The 19,399-nt window shown below is 71.5% G+C and carries 18 protein-coding genes and 1 pseudogene; 15 read left to right on the top strand and 4 right to left on the bottom strand.

Going from position 1 to position 19,399, the window contains the following annotated elements:
* Position 1: 1 nt before the first annotated feature.
* Genes KA711_14535 through KA711_14525 form a run of 3 tightly spaced genes read left to right on the top strand, consistent with a single transcriptional unit; the run spans position 2 to position 2,243 of the window.
* The gene (locus KA711_14535; protein MCM0610185.1) at positions 2-955 is read left to right on the top strand and encodes a patatin-like phospholipase family protein; all 954 of its coding nucleotides are present in this window, start codon (positions 2-4) and stop codon (positions 953-955) included.
* Positions 952-1,392, top strand: a complete 441-nt coding sequence (locus KA711_14530; GenBank protein ID MCM0610184.1) for a DUF4281 domain-containing protein — start codon at positions 952-954, stop codon at positions 1,390-1,392. Before KA711_14535 ends, KA711_14530 begins: the two co-directional genes overlap by 4 nt.
* The gene (locus tag KA711_14525; GenBank protein ID MCM0610183.1) at positions 1,389-2,243 is read left to right on the top strand and encodes a hypothetical protein; all 855 of its coding nucleotides are present in this window, start codon (positions 1,389-1,391) and stop codon (positions 2,241-2,243) included. Before KA711_14530 ends, KA711_14525 begins: the two co-directional genes overlap by 4 nt.
* Before the next feature lie 43 nt (positions 2,244-2,286).
* Here KA711_14525 and KA711_14520 read toward each other — a convergent pair whose 3' ends face one another.
* Positions 2,287-2,676 (bottom strand): hypothetical protein, encoded by a 390-nt coding sequence (locus tag KA711_14520; protein ID MCM0610182.1) that lies wholly within the window; start codon positions 2,674-2,676, stop codon positions 2,287-2,289.
* Positions 2,677-2,992: 316 nt separating this feature from the next.
* Between KA711_14520 and ccmA the strand changes: the two genes are divergently transcribed.
* Genes ccmA through ccmI form a run of 9 tightly spaced genes read left to right on the top strand, consistent with a single transcriptional unit; the run spans position 2,993 to position 10,073 of the window.
* Positions 2,993-3,667: a cytochrome c biogenesis heme-transporting ATPase CcmA gene (gene ccmA / locus KA711_14515; protein MCM0610181.1), complete on the top strand. Its 675-nt coding sequence runs from the start codon at positions 2,993-2,995 to the stop codon at positions 3,665-3,667.
* 2 nt (positions 3,668-3,669) lie between these two features.
* Positions 3,670-4,338, top strand: a complete 669-nt coding sequence (ccmB, locus tag KA711_14510; GenBank protein MCM0610180.1) for a heme exporter protein CcmB — start codon at positions 3,670-3,672, stop codon at positions 4,336-4,338.
* Complete coding sequence (gene ccmC / locus KA711_14505; protein MCM0610179.1) at positions 4,335-5,069, top strand: heme ABC transporter permease CcmC; 735 nt, start codon at positions 4,335-4,337, stop codon at positions 5,067-5,069. Before ccmB ends, ccmC begins: the two co-directional genes overlap by 4 nt.
* Position 5,070: 1 nt before the next feature.
* Positions 5,071-5,262, top strand: coding sequence for a heme exporter protein CcmD (gene ccmD / locus KA711_14500; GenBank protein ID MCM0610178.1), 192 nt, complete (start codon positions 5,071-5,073; stop codon positions 5,260-5,262).
* Positions 5,259-5,708 carry a cytochrome c maturation protein CcmE gene (ccmE, locus tag KA711_14495; GenBank protein ID MCM0610177.1) on the top strand — a complete coding sequence of 150 codons (450 nt, stop codon included), beginning with the start codon at positions 5,259-5,261 and terminating at the stop codon, positions 5,706-5,708. Before ccmD ends, ccmE begins: the two co-directional genes overlap by 4 nt.
* Positions 5,709-5,752: 44 nt before the next feature.
* Positions 5,753-7,717 carry a heme lyase CcmF/NrfE family subunit gene (locus KA711_14490; GenBank protein MCM0610176.1) on the top strand — a complete coding sequence of 655 codons (1,965 nt, stop codon included), beginning with the start codon at positions 5,753-5,755 and terminating at the stop codon, positions 7,715-7,717.
* 3 nt (positions 7,718-7,720) lie between these two features.
* Positions 7,721-8,245, top strand: a complete 525-nt coding sequence (locus KA711_14485; GenBank protein ID MCM0610175.1) for a DsbE family thiol:disulfide interchange protein — start codon at positions 7,721-7,723, stop codon at positions 8,243-8,245.
* A complete protein-coding gene (locus tag KA711_14480; GenBank protein ID MCM0610174.1) occupies positions 8,245-8,748 on the top strand; it encodes a cytochrome c-type biogenesis protein CcmH in 504 nt (167 codons plus the stop codon). The genes KA711_14485 and KA711_14480 overlap by 1 nt, the downstream gene beginning before the upstream one ends.
* Entirely contained in the window at positions 8,745-10,073 is a 1,329-nt protein-coding gene (gene ccmI / locus KA711_14475; protein ID MCM0610173.1) for a c-type cytochrome biogenesis protein CcmI, read from the top strand. The genes KA711_14480 and ccmI overlap by 4 nt, the downstream gene beginning before the upstream one ends.
* A gap of 124 nt (positions 10,074-10,197) precedes the next feature.
* Here ccmI and mutS read toward each other — a convergent pair whose 3' ends face one another.
* Positions 10,198-12,840, bottom strand: a complete 2,643-nt coding sequence (gene mutS, locus KA711_14470) for a DNA mismatch repair protein MutS (protein ID MCM0610172.1) — start codon at positions 12,838-12,840, stop codon at positions 10,198-10,200.
* A gap of 287 nt (positions 12,841-13,127) precedes the next feature.
* Here mutS and KA711_14465 point away from each other — a divergent pair, with 287 nt between their 5' ends.
* Complete coding sequence (locus KA711_14465) at positions 13,128-14,864, top strand: IS1634 family transposase (GenBank protein MCM0610171.1); 1,737 nt, start codon at positions 13,128-13,130, stop codon at positions 14,862-14,864.
* 169 nt (positions 14,865-15,033) lie between these two features.
* Positions 15,034-15,642: a hypothetical protein gene (locus KA711_14460; GenBank protein MCM0610170.1), complete on the top strand. Its 609-nt coding sequence runs from the start codon at positions 15,034-15,036 to the stop codon at positions 15,640-15,642.
* Between the two features lie 17 nt (positions 15,643-15,659).
* On the opposite strand, the pseudogene chrA reads toward KA711_14460, so the two are convergent.
* Positions 15,660-16,896: pseudogene (gene chrA, locus KA711_14455) on the bottom strand (chromate efflux transporter).
* A 217-nt stretch (positions 16,897-17,113) separates the two neighbouring features.
* On the opposite strand from chrA, the gene KA711_14450 reads away from it, so the two are divergent.
* Positions 17,114-17,887: a fumarylacetoacetate hydrolase family protein gene (locus tag KA711_14450; protein MCM0610169.1), complete on the top strand. Its 774-nt coding sequence runs from the start codon at positions 17,114-17,116 to the stop codon at positions 17,885-17,887.
* A 10-nt stretch (positions 17,888-17,897) separates the two neighbouring features.
* Here the strand turns inward: KA711_14450 and KA711_14445 are convergent, their stop codons facing one another.
* A complete protein-coding gene (locus KA711_14445; protein MCM0610168.1) occupies positions 17,898-19,349 on the bottom strand; it encodes a cytochrome P450 in 1,452 nt (483 codons plus the stop codon).
* Between the last annotated feature and the right edge of the window lie 50 nt (positions 19,350-19,399).

The following is a 19,399-nucleotide window of genomic DNA, read 5'->3' as shown; positions in this document are numbered from 1 at the left end:
CATGACCCGTGATGACGCCGCCTCTTCCGCCCGGCCCTCACCCGGCCGCCGCCGCTTGGCGGGGGCGCTGGTCGCCGCCGGCGCGCTGGCGCCGGCCTGGCTGGGTGGCTGCGCTGCCTTCGACTACCGGGCCGCCGACGCCCCCGAGGCGCTGGGCGCGCTGACGCCGCTGCAACCCCGCCCGCGGCTGGCGCTGGTGCTCGGCAGCGGTGGGCCGCGCGGTTACGCCCACCTGGGTGTGCTGCGTGTGCTTGAGGAGGCCGGCATCGTGCCCGACCTGGTGGTGGGCAGCAGCGTCGGTGCCCTGATCGGCACCTTCTGGGCCAGCGGGCTGTCGGCGGCGCAGCTCGACGCGCTGTCGCTCAGCGGCGGGCCGCTGACCGTCTTCGACCCCTGGCCTTTCGCCGACCGCGGCTGGATCATCGGGCAGCGCCTTCAGGACTATGTCAACACGGGCGTGCAGGGTAGGCGCCTGGAGGACCTGCCGCGCCGCGTCATCGTGGCGGCCACGCGGCGCAGCGACAAGGCACCGTTCTACTTCATGCGGGGCCATGCCGGCGTGGCCGTGCGCGCGTCGGGCGCGGTGCCTGGCATCGTCTCGCCGGTCGGCATCCAGGGGGTCGAGTACGAAGACGGCGACGAGTCGCTGCCGCTGCCGGTGTCGGCGGCTCGCGCGGCGGGTGCGCGCTGGGTCATCGCGGTGGACGTGTCGGTGCGCGCGGGGGCCACGCCGGCCACGGCCACGGCGGCCCAGCGCGAGCGCGACCGGCGCCGCCGCGCGCGCATCGACGGCGAGGCGGCGCAGGCCGACTTTCTGCTCCACCCCGACCTCGCCTACGACGCCGGCCCTTGGCGCAGCTACTTTCTCGACTCGCGCCAGCGTGGCGAGGCCTACGCCCGCGAGCGGCTGCACGCGCTGCGGGCGGCCTTGCCGTCGGGTCTTTTGTCGGCATGAGCGTCGCCATACCGGTCGAGTCGCTGTTCGGCGCCGTCAGCACCGCGGCGCTGCTGGGCTGGTTGCTGCTCATCCTGGGGCCGCGCCGGCCCTGGGCGCGGTGGCTCATCGGCGGCGGCGTGGTCGGCAGCCTGTGCCTCGTCTATGCGGTGCTCGCGATGGCCTTCTTCTTCACGGTGCCCGGCGGCGGCTTCGGCACGTTGGCCGAGGTGATGCGCCTGTTCACCGTGCCCGAGGTGGCGCTGGCCGGCTGGGTGCACTACCTGGCCTTCGACCTGGCGGTGGGCCTGTGGATCGCGCGGCGGGCCGACGCCGAGGGCGTGTCGCGCTGGCTGCAGGCGCCGGTGTTGGGCGTGACCTTCATGTTCGGCCCGCTGGGCCTGCTGATGGGAGCGGCGGTGCTGGCGCTGCGACGCCGGCGGGGGACGGCGGCATGACGCCGGCCGAGTTCGACGCGCGCCGCGCCGCGCTGCACATCGCACTGGCCTGCGGCGTGTTGGCGCTGCCCACGCTGGGCGCATTGGCCGTCGACGCGCGGCAGCTCTCCGGCGTGAGCGTGTGGGCCAAGCCGCTCAAGTTCCAGGTCTCGCTGGCGCTGCACTGGGCCACGGTGGCGCTGCTGCTGAGCCTGCTCGACCCCGCACGTCAGGGGCTGCCGCTGGTGCGCTGGGCGCTGCGCATCGGTGCCTTCGCCACGCTGGTGGAGCTCTTGTACATCGTGCTGCAGGCCGCGCGAGGGCGCGCCTCGCACTTCAACAACGACACCTGGCTCGAGGCCTTCCTCTACACGGCGCTCATGGGCACTGGCGCACTGCTGATCGTGGCCACCACCGCAGCGGTGGGCGTGGCGCTGTGGCGCCACCCGCGCGAGCGACCGAACGCGGACCGGCGCGATTCGCTCTGGCTGGGCGCCGTGCTCGGCCTGCTGGGCGGCAGCATCGCCACGCTGTTGGTGGCGGTGCCGCTGTCCAGCGGTGTCATCGCCGGCCCTGGGCCCTGGGTGGGTGGCGTGCCCGGCAACGGCGCGGGGCTGCCGTTGCTGGGCTGGTCCACGACGGGCGGCGACCTGCGCGTGCCGCACTTCGTGGCCACGCACTTGGTTCAGGCGCTGCCGCTGGCCGGCTGGCTGATGGCGCGCGGCGCCGCGGCCGGGCACTGGCCGACGCGGCGTGCGCGGGCCGGCGTCTGGGCAGCTGCGGCGCTGGGCTTCGGGCTGGTGGCCTTGACGATGGCCCAGGCCGTGTCGGGCCAGCCGCTTCTGGCGCTCGGCGACGGCCCGGCGAGCTGATTGCGGACCCGCACCTTGCCAGGAGGGCGTCACCGCGGGCCCATCACCGCTGCTCACGCTCCTGGCGCGGCATGCCCTGGGCAAGCAGGCCTTCGAGCGCCTGCCGCAGTTCGGCGGCGCTGGCCGGGCCGTGCATCGTGCGCACCGGGATGCCGGCCTCCGAGAACAGAACCACCGTGCCGCTGATGGCCTGGTGGCGCTTGCCGAATGCCTGGCCGTCCGGTGCTCCCAGCGCTGCCACGAGGAACTGCACGCGGTCGCGGTAGGCCGGCCGCAGGGTGTCGAGCATGGCCATGACCTCCATGCCACCCATCGTCTGGATGTCGTAGGCCAGGACCGCGGCCGGGCGGCCCTGTCCTATGCGCGTGAGGTCGGTGGAGTAGGGGCCGCGGGGCAACTGGCTCCAGATGAGGGCGCTGACCAAGCCGGCCAAGAGGGCCAGGATCGCCCACTTGGCGAACCTCGGCCGAGCGCGGGACGGGGTGGGGGAAGGGGCGGACGTCACGGGTGGTGCCGATGCGTTGAGGGAAGAAGAAAACCTGCGGCGGGTGCGTGGCCTGCTCGCTGACCGTACTTTCAAAGTGGTTGTAAACCCTGCCGCCAGCACTGCCGAAGCGCCCTGGCCATCCGCGCGCCGCCTAGAATTTTGAGGCTCCACCTACCGGGAACGCGTTTGCACGTTCTTCGCCCGTGGCTGCAGCGGGGATGTGGGCCGCTTTCCCCTGCAGTGAACAAGCCCTTCTCCGAAGATGGATTCCCGAACGGCGCCCTGGCTTGCGGCGGATGAGCTGGCCTGCGAACGCGGCGAGCGGCTGCTGTTCCGGCACGTCCGCTTCGGGCTGGCTCCGGGGCAGGTGCTGCTGGTGCAGGGCGGAAACGGTCAGGGCAAGACGAGCCTGCTGCGGCTGCTGGCCGGGCTGGGGCGGCCGGATGCGGGCCAGGTGCTCTGGCGTGGCGAGCCGATCGGGCGCTGTCGCGACCTTTACCACCGCGAGATGGCCTATCTCGGTCACGCCAACGGCATCAAGGACGAACTCGGACCTGCGGAGAACCTGCGCTTCAACGACGGTCTGCAAGGCCGCGCCTTCGATGCCGACCGCGCCCTGGAGACCCTGAAGCGACTGGGTCTTTCACGCTGCCTCGATCTGCCTTGTCGCGCCCTGTCATTCGGACAGCGGCGCCGCGTGGCGCTGGCGGCGCTGCTGCTGGCCGGTGCGCGGCTGTGGATCCTCGACGAGCCGCTCACCGGCCTGGACGTGCACGCGGTGGCCCAGGTGGAAGGACTGATCCTCGATCACCTTCAGGCCGGTGGTCTGGTGGTGGCCACGACGCACCAAGCGCTGAACCTGGCCGGTGTTGATGTGCAGCTCATGCAACTTGGCCCCACTGCGCCGATGCGCAGCGCCGCTGCGCAGACCCCTTGACCATGGGCCACTTCCTGCTCAGCGTGGTGCGCCGGGATCTCACCATCGCGGCCCGTCGCCGTGGCGACTGGCTCACGGCGCTGGTCTTCTTCGTCCTGGTGAGCAGCCTGTTCCCTCTGGGTGTGGGCCCCGAGCCGCAGCTGCTGCAGCGCATCGGACCGGGCGTGCTGTGGGTGGCGGCGACGCTGGCTTCGCTGCTGTCGCTGGCGCGGCTGTTCGAGGACGACCACCGCGACGGCAGTCTCGAGCAGATGCTGCTGTCGCCTTCGCCCCTGGTGCTGCTGGTGTTGGGCAAGGTGCTGGCGCACTGGCTGGTGTACGGCCTGCCGCTGCTGCTGATCACGCCGGTTCTGGGTCTTCAGTTCAACTTGCCCGCCGAGGCCATCGGGGTGCTGGTGCTGTCGCTGTTGATCGGCACGCCGATCCTGTCCTTGCTCGGCGCGGCCGGCGCGGCACTGACCCTGGGCCTGCGCGGCGGCGGCGTGCTGATCACGCTGCTGGTGCTGCCGCTGTACACGCCGGCCCTCATCTTTGGTGCCGGCGCGGTGGGCGGCATCCTTTCCGGCACCGGGGCTGAAGCGCACTTGTCCTTGCTGGGTGCCTTCTTTCTGGTGTCATTCACCGTCGCACCGTGGATCGCGGCCGCGTCGCTGAAAGTCTCGCTCGGATGAACCTGTATCACTACGCCTCGCCCACGACCTTCTACCGCCTGGCGGGCCACGTCGTGCCCTGGCTGGCGTGGACGGCCGGCATCCTGGCGGTGTGCGGCCTGTACATCGGCTTCTTCGTCGCGCCCACCGACTTCCAGCAGGGCGAGGCCTACCGCATCATCTTCATCCACGTGCCCGCGGCCTGGATGGGCATGCTGATCTACGTCGTGATGGCTTTCTGGGGCGCCATCGGCCTGGCGTTCAACGCGCGCTTGGCCTTCATCATGATGCGGGCCCTGGCGCCCACCGGCGCCCTGCTGACCTTTGTCGCCCTGTGGACGGGCGCCGTCTGGGGCAAGCCGATGTGGGGCACCTGGTGGGTGTGGGACGCCCGCCTGACCTCCACGCTGATCCTGCTGTTCCTGTACCTGGGCACGCTGGCGCTGTGGTCGGCGATCGAGGACACCCGGCGCAGCGACCGCGCGGGCGCGCTGCTCACGCTGTTCGGCGTCGTCAACGTGCCGATCATCCTGTTCTCGGTGGTGTGGTGGAACACGCTGCACCAGGGCTCGTCGATCGGCGTGACGCACGCGCCGCGCATGGCGGCCGTGATGATGGCCGGCGTGCTGACGATGACGGCAGCCGCCTGGATCTACTCGATCGCCGTGACCCTGGCACGGGCGCGCCGGATCATCCTGGAGCGCGAGCGCAAGACGGAATGGGTGCAGAAGATCCTGGCACAGGAGGCCTGAGGTGGAGTGGGCAAGCTGGTCTGAGTTCTGGAACATGGGCGGGCGCGGGTTCTTCGTGTGGAGCGCGTTCGGCGTGACGGCGGTGTGCGTGGCAGCCGAGCTGGTGGTGCTGCGGCGCGCGGCCCGCTCATCAAGGCGCCGCCTGGAGCGCCTGCAGCGCTGGGACGCTGCACCCGAGGGCGTGGAGCCATGAAGCCCCGTCACGCGCGTCTGGCACTCATCGCGCTGGCGCTGGCGGCCCTGGCCGGTGCCACCGCGCTGGTGCTCAACGCCTTCCAGTCCAACCTCGTGTTCTTCTTCTCGCCCTCTGACGTGCACCAGGGCAAGGCGCCGGTGGACCGGGTGTTCCGCATCGGCGGCCTGGTGCAGGCGGGCAGCGTGCAGCGCGAGCCCGACGGGCTGACCACGCGTTTCGTGGTCACCGACACGGCGCGCGTCATCCCGGCCGTCTACACCGGCATCCTGCCGGACCTGTTCGCGGAGGGCAAAGGCGTGGTGGCCGACGGCAAGCTCGGCAGCGACGGCCTGTTCAAGGCCGAGCGTGTGCTGGCCAAGCACGACGAGAACTACATGCCGCCCGAAGCCGCCCACGCGCTGGAAAAGGCCAAAGAGGCCGGCAAGACGCTCAAGTCCTACTGACCGCGCGCCCGGCCCGACAGCCCGGCCAAACAGGAAGCCCATCCATGATCCCGGAGATTGGTACTTTCGCGCTGATCCTCTCGCTGCTGCTGGCGCTCGTCCAGGCCGTGCTGCCGCTGGCCGGCGCGCAGCGCGGCAGGCTCGCCTGGATGGCGGTGGCCCGGCCGGCGGCCTGGGGCCAGTTCAGCTTCACGCTGATCGCCTACGGGTGCCTGGTTCATGCGTTCCTGAGCAACGACTTCACCGTCATCAATGTTGCGAGCAACTCTTACTCCGAGCTGCCGGCCTTCTACCGGATCACCGCCACCTGGGGCTCGCACGAGGGCTCGCTGCTGTTCTGGTCGCTCATCCTGGCCGGCTGGACGGTGGCGGTGGCCGCGTTCTCGCGGGCGCTGCCCCTGGAGATGGTGGCGCGTGTGCTGGGGGTCCTGGGGCTGATCTCGGTCGGCTTCCTGTCGCTGCTGCTGCTCACCTCGAGCCCCTTCCTGCGCCAGTTTCCGGGCCCCGCCGAGGGCAGCGATCTGAACCCGCTGCTGCAGGACTGGGGCATGATCATCCACCCGCCCATGCTCTACATGGGTTACGTCGGCTTCGCGGTGGCGTTTGCCTTTGCGGTGGCGGCGCTGCTGTCGGGCCGGCTCGACGCCGCCTGGGCCCGCTGGTCGCGGCCCTGGACGACGGTGGCCTGGGCCTTCCTGACCTTCGGCGTGGCGCTGGGCAGCTGGTGGGCCTACCGCGAACTCGGCTGGGGCGGCTGGTGGTTCTGGGACCCGGTTGAGAACGCCTCCTTCATGCCCTGGCTGGCCGGCACGGCGCTGATGCACTCGCTGGCGGTGGCCGAGAAGCGCGGGGCCTTCAAGGCCTGGACGGTGCTGCTGGCGCTGCTGACCTTCTCGTTGTCGCTGCTGGGCACCTTCCTCGTGCGCTCGGGTGTGCTGTCGTCGGTGCACGCCTTCGCGGTCGATCCCGGGCGTGGCGCCTACATCCTGGGCTTCATGGTGGTGGTGGTGGGCGGCTCGCTGGCCCTGTTCGCCTGGCGCTCGCCGCGCATGATTGCCGGCGGCGCCTTCACCTGGTTCTCGCGCGAGTCGCTGCTGCTGGCCAACAACGTGGTGCTCATGGCCTCGGTGGCGGCGGTGCTGCTGGGCACCTTGTACCCGCTGTTCATCGACGCGCTTGGCCTGGGCAAGCTGTCGGTGGGCCCGCCGTACTTCAACGCCGTGTTCGTGCCGCTCATCACCCCGGCGCTGTTCCTCATGGGCGTGGGCCCGCTTTTGCGCTGGAAGGGCGACAGCCTGCCCGACATCGCCGTGCGCCTGAAGTGGGCGCTGGGTGTCGCGCTTGCCACCGGCCTGCTGCTGCCGCTCACGCTCGACGGCTACCAGCCCTGGGCTGCGCTGGGCCTGGCGTTGTCGATCTGGATCGCGCTCACGGTGCTGATCGCGTTCCGCGAGCGTGTGAAGTCGCTGCGCCAGCTGGCCAGCCTGCCGCGGGCTTTCTGGGGCATGCACCTGGCCCACCTGGGTCTGGCCGTGGGCGTGGCCGGCATCACCATGGTGGTGAACTACGAGCAGGAGCTCGACGTGCGCATGAACGTCGGCGACCAGGCCCAGATGGCCGGCTACACGCTCACGTTCATGGGCGTGGAGCAGGTCGAGGGGCCCAACTTCCGCGCCACGCGCGGCAGCGTGGTCGTCAAGGAGGACGGCGACAAGCAGTTCACGCTGCGCCCCGAGAAACGCATCTACAACGCGTCGGGATCGGTGATGACCGAGGCCGCCGTGCGGCCCAGTGCCTTCAGCGATCTGTACGTGTCGCTGGGCGAGCCGCTCAACCCCGAGCTCACGACCTGGGCGGTGCGCCTGTACCACAAGCCCTTTGTCAACTGGTTGTGGCTGGGCGCGCTGCTCATGGTGGTGGGCGGTTTCCTGGCCGCGTTCGACCGCCGCTACCGGGTGGGCACCCGCGAGCGCGTGCCCGCCCGTGCTGCTGCCGCGCAAGGAGCCTGAGCCATGAAACGCTGGCTGCCGCTGGGCATCTTCCTCGTCCTCATCGGCTTCTTCTCCAAGGGCCTGTTCCTCAACCCGCGCGAGGTGCCCTCGCCGCTGATCGGCCAGCCTGCGCCCGCCTTCAGCCTGCCCGTGGTGGGCGACGCCCAGCGGGCCTTCAGCCCGGCCGACTTGAAAGGCCAGGTCTGGCTGCTCAACGTGTGGGCGCCGTGGTGCGTGTCGTGTGTGCAGGAGCACAAGTTCCTGATGGCGCTGGCGCAGAGCCGCAGTGGGCCGCCCATGGTCGGACTCAACTGGAAGGACCGCAACCGCGACGCGGCGCGCTTGCTCGCGCGCACGGGCAACCCCTACGTGGCGGTGCCCGACGACCCGTCGGGCCGCGCCGGCATCGACTGGGGCGTCACGGGCACGCCCGAGACCTACCTCATCGACCGCGACGGCATCGTGCGGCTCAAGCACGTGGGCCCGATCGATCCCGCGGTGTGGCAGCGCAAGTTCGTGCCCAAGCTCAAGGCGCTCGGCGCATGATGCGGATCGCCCTCGTGCGGCTCGGGCTCGCCGTGCTGCTGGGCACGGCGCCCTTGGCCCAGGCGGCCGGCCCCGCCGCCGTGGCCGCCGCGCCAGCATCACCCCCGATGGCGCAGCCTCTGTACGCCGACGTGGCCATCGAGGCGCGCCTGACCGCGCTCTCGCGCGAGCTGCGCTGCGTGGTCTGCCAGAACGAGGCGCTGGTGGACTCTCCCGCCGAGCTGGCCGGTGCCATGCGCCAGGAGATCCGCGACCTGATGAAGGCCGGCAAGACCGACCAGGAAGTGATCGACTTCCTGACCGCCCGCTACGGCGACTTCGTGCTCTTCCGCCCGCCCTTCAAGCCGCTGACCTACCTGCTGTGGGCCGGACCCTTCGTGTTCCTCGCGCTGGGCGGGCTGGTGTGGTTCGTGGCCCTGCGTGCGCGCCGCACGCTGAAGGCCGCCCCCGTGAACCCTGCGCAGCTGGCCGCCGCGGCCCGCCTGCTGGACGACAAGCCATGAACGAGTTCTGGGCCGTGGCCCTCTTCCTGGCCGTGGCCGTGCTGGGCCTGGCACTGGCCCTGGCCTTTGTGTTGCCCTTCCTGATGCGCCAGCGCAGCGCCGAGCCCCAGGCTGTGGCCCGCCGCGACGTGAACATCGCGCTCTACCGCGACCAGATGACGGACCTCAAGGCCGAGCTGTCCTCGGCGGGACTGTCGCCCGAGCAGTACGCGGCCAACAAGCTCGAGCTCGAGATCCGCGCGGCCGAGGACGCGCTGCTGCCCGAGGACAGCCCGCCCCCCACGACGCCGAGGGCGCAGGCGCCCAGCCGCAAGCTGGGCATCGCGCTGGCGGCGCTGCTGCCGGTGGCGGCCTTCAGCCTGTACTTCTGGCTCGGCAACCCCGCCGTGCTGACCGCCATCGCCAACGCGCCCGATGCCGCGCAGGCCCAGGCCGAGCCGAGCCCGGAAGAGATCGCCGGGATGATCCAGACGATCGAGGCGCGAACCCGCAGCCACCCCAGCGACGGCACGGCCTGGGAAGCCCTGGCCATGGCCAACGTGCTGGCGGCGCGCTGGCCCGAGGCGGTGCAGGCCTACACCAAGGCCCACGAGCTGCTGCCCGAGAAGCCGTCGGTGCTGGTGGGCTACGCCGAGTCGCTGGCGATGTCGGCCAACCAGGTGCTCACGGGCCGACCCATCGAGCTGGTCAACCAGGCCCTGCAGCTGGACCCGGGCCACGCCAAGGGCCTCCAGCTCGCCGTCATCCACGCCTACCAGACGCAGAACTACACCCAGGCCATCGCCTACATCGACCGCCTGGGCCGCCAGGCGCCGCCCGATTCGGACTATGCGCGCGAGTTGAAGGCCATGCGCGACGACGCCCAGCGCCGCGCGCTGGCGCTGGCCGGTGGCGGCGCGGCGGGCGCGACCCCGGGTGCAACCGCGCCTGCGGCTGCAGGTGCCACCACGGCCGCCGCCGCCGGCGTGCAGCCGGCCCGGCCCGCGGCCAGCGTCTCCGGCCAGGTCGACGTGGCCGAGGCCCTCAAGCCGCGCATCAGCGCCCAGGCCACGCTCTTCGTGCTGGCCCGCTCCGCCGCCGGAGGCCCGCCGCTGGCGGCGGCGCGTGTGCCGCTGGGGCCCCTGCCGCTGGCGTTCAGGCTCGACGACAGCATGGCCATGATGGCGGGCCACCTGCTGTCGTCCCAGCGCGAGGTGGTGCTCGTGGCCCGCATCTCGGCCTCGGGCAACCCGATCGCCCAGCCGGGCGATCTGGAAGGCCGGCTCGAGGGTGTGCGCGTCGGCGCCGAGGGCGTGCGCCTGGTGATCGACCGCGTGCTGCCCTGAGAGCCTGAGTCTTTCGCGCATGCCCGCTCATCACCCCAGAACGCGCCGGGATCGGCCACGTTCTGGCGCGCTGCCCGGGCACGCCCGAAAACCTCGCAGGTTCTGAGCGCGCGGCGCGGGGGCTTCAACGCGGCATCAGGCCGCGCAGCCGGTACAGCGCTTCCAGCGCCTCGCGCGGGGTGAGCGCGTCGGGATCGATGCGCGCCAGCTCGGCCTCGACCGCGCTCGGCTCGGCGGCCGGCGCGGCCGGCGCGGGCGCGAACAGGTCCACCTGCTCGCGGCCCTGCTCGGCCTTGGCCTCCAACGCCTCGAGCGTGGCGCGCGCCTGGCGCACCACCGCGGCCGGCATGCCCGCCAGCCGCGCCACCTGCACGCCGTAGCTGCGGCTGGCGGGGCCGGGCTCCAGCTGGTGGAGGAAGACGATGTCGTGGCCGCTTTCCACTGCGCCCACGTGCAGGTTGATGGCGCGCTCGTGCCGGGCGGGGAACTCCGTGAGTTCGAAGTAGTGGGTGGCGAACAAGGTGAACGAGCGGTTGCGGTCGTGCAGATGCTGCGCGATGGCACCGGCCAGCGCCAGACCGTCGAAGGTGCTGGTGCCGCGCCCGATCTCGTCCATCAGCACCAGGCTCTCTTCCGTGGCGCCGTGCAGGATGGCGGCGCCCTCGGTCATCTCGACCATGAAGGTGCTCTGTGCGTTGGCCAGGTCGTCGCTGGCGCCGATGCGCGTGTGGATGGCGTCGATGGGCCCGAGCCGGCAGGCCGTGGCCGGCACGAAGGATCCCATGCTCGCCAGCAGCACGGTCAGCGCGACCTGGCGCATGTAGGTGCTCTTGCCGCCCATGTTGGGGCCGGTGATGACGAGCATGCGGGTCTTCGCGTCGAGCCGGCAGTGGTTGGCGATGAAGGGGCTGGCCTTTCCGTTCAGGCCGGCTTCGGCGAGCCGTGCCTCCACCACCGGGTGGCGGCCGGCCTCGATGTCGATGCAGGGGTAAGGCACGAAAACCGGCCGGCACCACCCGAGCGTGGCGGCGCGTTCGGCCAGCGCGGCCAGCGCATCCAGCGTCGCCAGCGCCAGGGCCAGGCCCTGCAGCGTGGCGAGAAACGGCTGCAGGGCGTCCAGCAGCTGCTCGTACAGCCACTTCTCGCGCGACAGCGAACGCTCCTGTGCCGACAGCGCCTTGTCCTCGAAGGCCTTGAGCTCGGGCGTGATGTAGCGCTCGGCGCCCTTCAGCGTCTGGCGGCGGCGGTACTCCACCGGCACCTTGTCGAGGTAAGAGCCGGTCACCTCGATGTGGTAGCCGTGCACCTTGTTGAACTGCACGCGCAGGTTGGGGATGCCGGTGCGCGCGCGCTCCCGCGCTTCCAGCGCCAGCAGGAAGGCGTCGCCGTGCTGGGCGATGGTGCGCAGCTCGTCGAGCTCGGCGTCGAAGCCCGCCGCGATGACGCCGCCGTCGCGCAGCAGCGCCGCGGGTTCCGGGGCGATGGCGGCCAGTGGCGCGTCCAGCACGGGCTCGGCGGCCAGCGCGGCATGCAGCCGGGCGAGCAGCGTGCCGGCCTGCTTGCCCGAAGCCGGTGTGCGCGCGGCGATTTCGGGCAGCAGCGCCAGGGTCTGGCGCAGGCCGGCCAGCTCGCGCGGGCGCACCTGGCGCAAGGCGATGCGCGCGGTGATGCGCTCGACATCGGCCACGCCGCGCAGCGCCCCGCGCAGCGGCTCGGTGGCTTGGCCCGCGTGCAGCGCCGCGATGGCCTCGTGGCGCTCGCGCGCCGCTGTGCGTTCGCGCGCCGGGTGCGTGAGCCAGTGGCGCAGCCGCCTGCTGCCCATGCCGGTGCGGCAGGTGTCGAGCAGGCTCAGCAACGTAGGCTGGTCTTCGCCGCGCAGCGTCTGCACCAGCTCCAGGTTGCGCAGGGTCTGCGGCGGAAGCTCCATGAGCTCCTGCCCGCGCGGCACGGCCAGCGTCTGCACGTGGGCCAGGGCTTGGCCCTGGGTGTGTTCGGCGTAGGTCAGCAGCGCGGCGGCGGCAGCCTGCGCGGCCGTCAGCTCCTGCGCGCCGAAGCTCTGCAGCGAGGCCACCTTGAGCTGCCCGCACAGCTTGCGCTGGCCCAGAGCGGCATCGAACTGCCAGGCCGGGCGGGCGGATTTCGCCGCGCGCAGTGCCGCGGCGGCATCGGGCAGCGGGCTGCCGTCGTGCAGGAGCTCGGCCGGTGCCAGGCGGGCCAGCCAGCCGGGCAATTCGCGCTCACTGCACTCCGTGAGGCCCAGTTGGCCGCCGGACAGGGTCAGCCAAGCCAGACCCCATGCGCCCCGTTCACGGCCCCGTTCGCGGTGCAGCGCCAGCAGCAAGGTGTCGGCACGCTCGGCCATCAACTCGCTGTCGGTGACGGTGCCGGGCGTGACGACGCGGGTGACCTTGCGCTCGACCGGCCCCTTTTGGGATCCGGCCGTGGCGACATCGCCCACCTGCTCGGCCACCGCCACCGCCTCGCCGAGCTTGATGAGCCGGCCGAGGTAGGCCTCCACCGCGTGCACCGGCACCCCGGCCATCACCACCGGATGGCCGGCGCTGGCGCCGCGAGAGGTGAGGGTGATGTCGAGCAGCCGGTGCGCCTTGTGCGCGTCGTCGTAGAAGAGCTCGTAGAAATCGCCCATCCGGAAGAACACCAGCGTGTCAGGGTGTTCGGCCTTGATGCGCAGGTACTGCGCCATGAGCGGGGTATGGGCCGAGAGGTCGCCCTTGAGCAGCTCGGCGGTGGTGATGGTCTGTGCCATGGCGGGCGCGATGGTAGGCCACCCAGGGAGGCGGTCAGCTGCTGTCGCGGCCGCGGCTGGCTGTGAACTTTTTGACTCTTGGGCGCTTAGCGAGTCCGCATCCGGTGTGAAGAGCCGGTGTGAAGAGCCGGTGTGAAGCTGAAGTTCCCCGCCCCAACGTAAGGCGTGGCTGAGCCAAGTACCTGTCACGACTCACAATTTCGGCCCTTCCGGGCCTTTTTTGTGCCTGACTGTGTAGTCACTAAAACGTGTTGCTTCTGTGCGCCTTCTGAGGCAGAATTGCCAGCATGGCATCCCGCACAGGAACCGCTCACGTCGTCACCACCAAGCGGGCGTACAAGGACAAGGTCTACTTCACCCACCTGCTGCGCCGCAGCTACCGCGAAGACGGCAAGGTCAAGAACGAAACCCTGGGCAACCTGTCCCACCTGCCCGATGCGCTGATCGACATCATCCGGCGCTCGCTACAGGGCGAGACCTTCGTTCCCGCCTCCCAGGCCTTCGAGGTTTTGCGCTCCCGCGCTCATGGCCACGTGCAGGCCGTCGCTGTGGCCATGCAGCGTCTGGGGCTGGCCTGGGTGATCGCCTCCACGCCCAGCCGTGAACGCGACCGGGTGCTGGCCATGGTGGCCTCGCGCATCGTGCAACCCGACACCAAGCTGGCCACCTCCAGGCGCTGGCACAGCTCGACCCTGGCCGAGGACTTCGGCGTTGCTGACGCCACCGAGGACGATCTGTATGTCGCCATGGATTGGCTGCTGACGCGCCAGGACGCCATCGAGAAGAAGCTCGCCGCACGTCACCTGCGCGAGGGTGCATTGGTGCTGTACGACTTGTCTTCGAGTTACTTCGAGGGCAGCACCTGCCCGTTGGCCAAGCGGGGCTACAGCCGCGATGGCCGGCCCGGCACGTTGCAGGTCAACTACGGGCTGCTCACCGATGCGCGTGGCTGCCCTGTGGCCGTCTCGGTGTTCGAGGGCAATACGTCGGACAGCCTGACCTTCCTGCCCGCCGTGCAGCGTGTGCGCGAGCGCTTCGGCCTGGCGCAGGTGGTGATGGTGGGCGACCGCGGCATGGTGTCGCAAAAGGCCATCGACGAGCTTCGCGGCCAAGGCGGCATCGACTGGATCACAGCGCTCAAGAGCGTCTCGATCCGCTCCCTGGTCGAGCAGGGCCATCTGCAGCTGGGCTTGTTCGATCAGCGCAACCTGGCCGAGATCACGTCGCCCGACTATCCCGGCGAGCGCCTGGTAGCCTGCCGCAACGACGCCCTGGCCAGGCTGCGGGCGCACAAGCGTGAGAGCCTGCTGCAGTCCACCGAGGCCTTGCTGGGCCTGGTCAAGGCCAGCGTGGATGCGGGCCGGCTCACCGGGCAGGACAAGATCGGCGTGCAGGTGGGCAAGATCATCAACCGCCACAAGGTGGCCAAGCACTTCGAGCTGAGCATCGGAGATGCGGCGTTGAACTGGGCGAGAAGGCAAGACGCCATCAACGCCGAGGCGGCGCTGGACGGGCTGTATGTCATTCGCACCTCACTGGACGCCAAGCGCATGGACGCACCGGATTGCGTGCGCAGCTACAAGGCCCTGTCCAACGTGGAGCGGGCGTTCCGATCATTGAAGACGGTGGACCTGAAGGTGCGGCCCATCCACCATCGGTTGGCCGACCGGGTGCGCGCGCACATCCTGCTGTGCATGCTGGCGTTCTACGTCGAGTGGCACATGCGCGAGGCCTGGCGCGAGCTGATGTTCGCCGACACCGATCAGGCCGCCAAGGCCACGCGCGATCCAGTAGCGCCAGCCATGCGCTCGGCTTCGGCAAGCGCCAAGGCTGCATCGAAGGTGCTCGAGGACGAGCAGCCTGCGCATAGCTTCGCAACCCTGATGGCAGAGATGTCCACCCTCGTGCGCAACACCTGCCGCGCACCGAGCGCTGGCGCAGATGCGCCAACCTTCGAGGTGCTCACCACCGCCACGGCACACCAACAGCGCGCCATGGCGCTGATACAGGCCATCCAGCCGTAGTCAGAAAACCAAACCCGAAATCCATCGCAAGTGGTTGATGGAAAAGGGCAATTCGGCTCGGGTGTGGGGGAACTTCAGGTGAAGAGCCGGTGTGAAGAGCATCAGTGCGCTTGGGCGCTGCCGATGGGCTCAACGCAATGGCCGCACCCACATGGCCGACTGGAGGCCGATGCGATACGCCGAACCCAAGGATCGAGCCGTTGTGCTGTTGCGCCTGGTGCTCGCCTGGATAGGCCTGAACGATGTCAGCCCGAACCCGCTGACCTTCGCCGTCTTCGTCGAACACCAGGCGGGCAACAGTGGCCGGCTCAGCACGGGGCTTCAGACGCAGATCGCTGCGCAGCCGCGCCTGGGCGACGCCGACATGCAGGGACTGTACGGCGCGCACATCGCTGCACCGGGCAGCGACGAGACCGAGCGCATCCGCGGCGACATGCAGAGCATGATGGACCGCATCGCCGACACGGCCGCCCGCACCGGGCAGGCCGCCGGCCTGCTTGGCGTCGGGTTGGCCGGCCTGCAGGGGGCCTTGCAGGTCAAGCGCGTCAACGACACCCTCGGTCACTGGGTCGGCGACAAGGTCATCGCCGGCATTGGCGAGGTGCTGCGCTTGCTGCCGGCTGCGCTGCGCAACAAACTGACGCAGCAGGTGCGTCTGCAGATCACGGTGTCGGTGTGGCTGCGTGGCAACCCGGCGATGACACCCAGAAACTCCTGGCGGCGGCCGACGGCGCGCTGTACCTCGCCAAGATCGGCGGGCGCGACCGGGTCACCGTGAGCTGAGGGGCGTGCGCCTCAGGCGCGCAGCCACCACGACGTGCCGGCCAGCAGCAGCACCACCGCCAGTGGCGGCCAGCGCAGCGCCAGCAGCGCCGCAAGTGCGGCCAGCGCCAGTGCGGCGTCGGCCGGCGCGTGGATGGCGCCAGGGATCATCGGATTCAGCAGCGCAGCGCCGAGCAGGCCCACCACGGCGGCGTGGGCACCGGCCATGGCGCGCCGCAGGTCCCGACGCTCGCGCAGCGTGTGCCAGAACGGCAGCGCCCCCGCCACCAGCAGCAGCCCGGGCAGGAACAGCGCCAGCAGCATGGCCAGGCCGCCCGTCCAGCCGCCCAGTGGGGCCGGCATCGCGGCACCCAGGAAAGCGGCGAAGGCGAACAGGGGCCCGGGCACAGCCTGCGCCGCGCCGTAGCCGGCCATGAAGAGCGCTTCGCTCAGCCCGCCTGGGGCCACCACCTCGGCATGCAACAGCGGCAGCACCACGTGCCCGCCGCCGAATACCAAGGCACCGGCCCGGTAGAAGGCCGCTGCGGCATCCAGCCAGGGTGAAGCGCTCATCGCCGCCGCCAACGGCAACAGCAGCAACAGCGCGCCGGCCAGCAGCAGCAGCAAGGCGCCGGTGCGGCGCGTCAAGCTCGGCTCGCCCCCCCCTGGCGGCCGGCGCGGTGGGCGCGGGCAGCATCGTGCGGCCGGCCAGGGCCCCCAGCGCGATGCCGGCCAGCGCTCCGGGCGTCGAGGGCAGGGCGAGCGCCAGCGCCGCGGCGGCCGCGGCGATGGCCGCGCGCGGCAGGTCGGGGCACAGGCTGCGCGCCATGCCCCACAGCGCCTGCGCCACCACGGCCACGGCCGCCAGCTTGAGCCCTTGCACGAGGCCCGGAGCGGCCGTGCCCAGCCCCGCCACCAAGCCCAGCCCAAGGAGGATGAGCGCGAGCGCCGACGGCAGCGTGAAGCCGGCCCAGGCCGCCAGCGCACCGGCCCAGCCGGCGCGCTGCAGGCCGAGCGCAAAGCCCACCTGGCTGCTCGCCGGCCCGGGCAGGAACTGGCACAGCGCCACGAGATCGGTGTAGGCCTCGTCGGCGAGCCAGCGCCGCCGCTCGACGAACTCGGTGCGGAAATAGCCCATGTGCGCCACCGGCCCGCCGAAGGAGGTCAGGCCGAGCCGCAGGAAGACGCCCAGCACCTCGATCGCCGTGCCCGGCCGCGGCGGCGGGGCATCGGCCGCGGGTGGGTCGGGTGGTTGCGGTGCCGGGCTCATCAGCGGGGGGCGATGCTAGGAGCGTGGGCGGCAGAAATCCAGCCCCGCGCCGGGGCGGCCAAAGCCACTGGCGTAGGCGCGTCGCGCAGCGCGGGCTTGACGCCCGCGCCAGCGGCGCAACACCCGCCAGCGGCTTTGGCCGCCCCAGCCTGCCCGAAGGCCGCTGCCGCGCTATCGTCGCGCCCGCTGCCGCGGTGGGCGGCTGGGGGAGCCCAGGATGCGCTGGATGCGATGCGAACACGAGGGCCGGCCCCGCCTGGGGCTGGTGGAGGGAGATGCCGTGCTGCTGCACGAGGGCGATGCGTTCGGGGCGCCCCGGCCCACCGGCGAGCGGCTGGCGCTGGACGGCCTGCGCTGGCTGCCACCCTGCGAGCCGGGGCAGATCGTCGGCCTGTGGAACAACTTCCGCGCCGCTGCCGCCAAGAACGGTTGGGCCGAACCGGCCGAACCCTTGTACTTTCTCAAGTCCCCGGCCGCGGCCAGCGGCCACGGGGCGCTGGTGCCGGCCGCCGCGCCCGAGGTGGGCCGCGTGGTCTACGAGGGCGAGCTCGCCGTCGTCATCGGCCGCACCGCGCACCGCCTGGCGCGCGAGCAAGCTGCCGGGGCCATCTTCGGCTACACGGTGGCCAACGACTACACGGCGATCGAACTGCTGCACCGCGACGCCAGTTTCGCGCAGTGGGCGCGCGCCAAGAGCCTGCCGGGCTTCGCCAACCTGGGGCCCTGGATCGACACCGACTTCGATCCCGCCAGGGCGACGCTGCGCACCCGCGTGGGCGGGCGCGAGCGCCAGAGCTACCCACTGGCGGACATGTTCTTCGCGCCGGCCGAGCTGGTGTGGCGGCTGTCGCAGGACCTGCTGCTGCGCCCGGGCGACGTGATCCTCTGCGGCACCTCGCTGGGTGTGCTGCCGCTGAAGCCGGGCTCCGAGGTCGAGGTGGAGGTCGACGGTCTCGGGGTTCTGCGCAGCACCTATGGCGACGCTCCCTGAGGCCTGGGCCTCAGGGGCGCTCGCGCAGCCGCATCGCCAGGCCCACGGGTGCCATCGTGAAGCTCAGCCGCTCGGCAGCCGGGCCGCCGTGCGCGGTGCCGACCCACTCGATCTCGAAGCCGCCCAGCAGCGTGGCCAGCGCCAGCTTCATCTCGACCAGCGCCAGGTAGCGGCCAGGGCAGATGCGGGGGCCGGCGCCGAAGGGCATGGAGGTGCGCCGCGCTGCCGCCGGCAGTGCGCCGGGTTCGCCCTCGGGCCGCCAGCGTGCGGGCTCGAAGGCCTCGGGGCGCGGCACGTGGGCCTCGCGCACCGCGTCGTGCCGCATCAGGTGCAGCACCACCGTGCCGCGTGGGACGAACACATCGCCGACGACGCTGTCGCGCAGCGCCTCCAGCGCCTGCAGCGGCGCGACCGGTTTCAGCCGCAGGGTCTCGTGCAGGCAGGCCTCGACGTGCTCCAGCCGGGCCAGTTGCTCCAGCGTCGGATCCTCGGCGCGGCCGCAGACGGCGCGGACCTCTTCGGTGGCGCGACGCAGTTCCTCCGGGTGTCGCCACAGCAACTCGATCGCCCAGGCCAGCGTGTTGGCGGTGGTGTCCTCGCCCGCCAGCAGCATGGTGAACACGTTGCCGGCCACCTGCTCGTCGTTGATGCCGCTGCCAGGCTCGTCGGCGGCCACGATCATGGCTTCCAGCAGGTTGGGCGGGTCGGCGCGGCGCTCGGCGCTGGCGTCCAGGCGGGCGCGGGCCGCCGCGACGAAGTCGCTGACGGCCTGGTTGAGCACGGCGATGCTGCGCTCGAGCCGGCGCGCCGAAGGCGGGCGTGCCCAGCGCGGGGTCCAGCGCCAGGTGGGCAGCGGCGACATGATGCGGTCGAACAGTGCCGGGAACACGCGGTCGAGGTGCTGCTGGATCACGTCGCCGTCTGACGACAGGGTGTCGACGGCGCTGCCGAAGGCCAGGCCGGCGACGGCATCGACCGTGTAGCGCATCAGGTCGGCCTGCAGGTCCACCGGCTGCCCGGCGCTGCGGCGCCAGCGCTCGGCCAGGCGCCGCGCCACGCCCACCAAGGCTGGGTGATAACGGCGTACATGGGCGGGGTCCAGTCCGGCCATGACCATGCGCCGCTGGCGTCTCCAGGCCTCGCCGTCGGCGCCGAACACGCCGCCCGGAAGGCCCATCTCGGCGGCGATCTCGCTCATGCGCGTGGTCCGGCGGAAGCCTTCGGGGCGGTCGCGCAGCGAGCCGGCGGTGGCCGCGTGGTCGCCGCACACCAGCACGTCGTCGCCTCCCAGGCGCAGCCGGAACAGCGGCCCGAAGGTCTGGCACCAGCCCTGGAGCTGCTGGTGCATGCGCGGCGTATCGAGTTGCAGCACGTTGCCCAGCAGCGGCAGGCGCGGCGGGCCGGGCAGGCCCGCCAGGGGGCGCCGCGGCGCCGCGGGTGCTGCGGTGGCCGGCAGGGGCATGGGCTCGTGGCGGGGTGAGGCGTGTCGAGCCAGCGTATCACGCCCGGGGC

This window comes from Ideonella sp. WA131b (genome assembly GCA_023657425.1).
Taxonomy (GTDB): domain Bacteria; phylum Pseudomonadota; class Gammaproteobacteria; order Burkholderiales; family Burkholderiaceae_C; genus Rubrivivax.
This window is presented reverse-complemented; position numbering and strand designations above follow the sequence as displayed.

Coding starts and splice junctions, on each gene's coding strand:
- KA711_14535 (MCM0610185.1), top strand. CDS start 2: ATGACCCGTGATGACGCCGCCTCTTCCGCCCGGCCCTCACCCGGCCGC.
- KA711_14530 (MCM0610184.1), top strand. CDS start 952: ATGAGCGTCGCCATACCGGTCGAGTCGCTGTTCGGCGCCGTCAGCACC.
- KA711_14525 (MCM0610183.1), top strand. CDS start 1,389: ATGACGCCGGCCGAGTTCGACGCGCGCCGCGCCGCGCTGCACATCGCA.
- ccmA (MCM0610181.1), top strand. CDS start 2,993: ATGGATTCCCGAACGGCGCCCTGGCTTGCGGCGGATGAGCTGGCCTGC.
- ccmB (MCM0610180.1), top strand. CDS start 3,670: ATGGGCCACTTCCTGCTCAGCGTGGTGCGCCGGGATCTCACCATCGCG.
- ccmC (MCM0610179.1), top strand. CDS start 4,335: ATGAACCTGTATCACTACGCCTCGCCCACGACCTTCTACCGCCTGGCG.
- ccmE (MCM0610177.1), top strand. CDS start 5,259: ATGAAGCCCCGTCACGCGCGTCTGGCACTCATCGCGCTGGCGCTGGCG.
- KA711_14490 (MCM0610176.1), top strand. CDS start 5,753: ATGATCCCGGAGATTGGTACTTTCGCGCTGATCCTCTCGCTGCTGCTG.
- KA711_14485 (MCM0610175.1), top strand. CDS start 7,721: ATGAAACGCTGGCTGCCGCTGGGCATCTTCCTCGTCCTCATCGGCTTC.
- KA711_14480 (MCM0610174.1), top strand. CDS start 8,245: ATGCGGATCGCCCTCGTGCGGCTCGGGCTCGCCGTGCTGCTGGGCACG.
- ccmI (MCM0610173.1), top strand. CDS start 8,745: ATGAACGAGTTCTGGGCCGTGGCCCTCTTCCTGGCCGTGGCCGTGCTG.
- mutS (MCM0610172.1), bottom strand. CDS start 12,840: ATGGCACAGACCATCACCACCGCCGAGCTGCTCAAGGGCGACCTCTCG.
- KA711_14465 (MCM0610171.1), top strand. CDS start 13,128: ATGGCATCCCGCACAGGAACCGCTCACGTCGTCACCACCAAGCGGGCG.
- KA711_14460 (MCM0610170.1), top strand. CDS start 15,034: ATGCGATACGCCGAACCCAAGGATCGAGCCGTTGTGCTGTTGCGCCTG.
- KA711_14450 (MCM0610169.1), top strand. CDS start 17,114: ATGCGCTGGATGCGATGCGAACACGAGGGCCGGCCCCGCCTGGGGCTG.
- KA711_14445 (MCM0610168.1), bottom strand. CDS start 19,349: ATGCCCCTGCCGGCCACCGCAGCACCCGCGGCGCCGCGGCGCCCCCTG.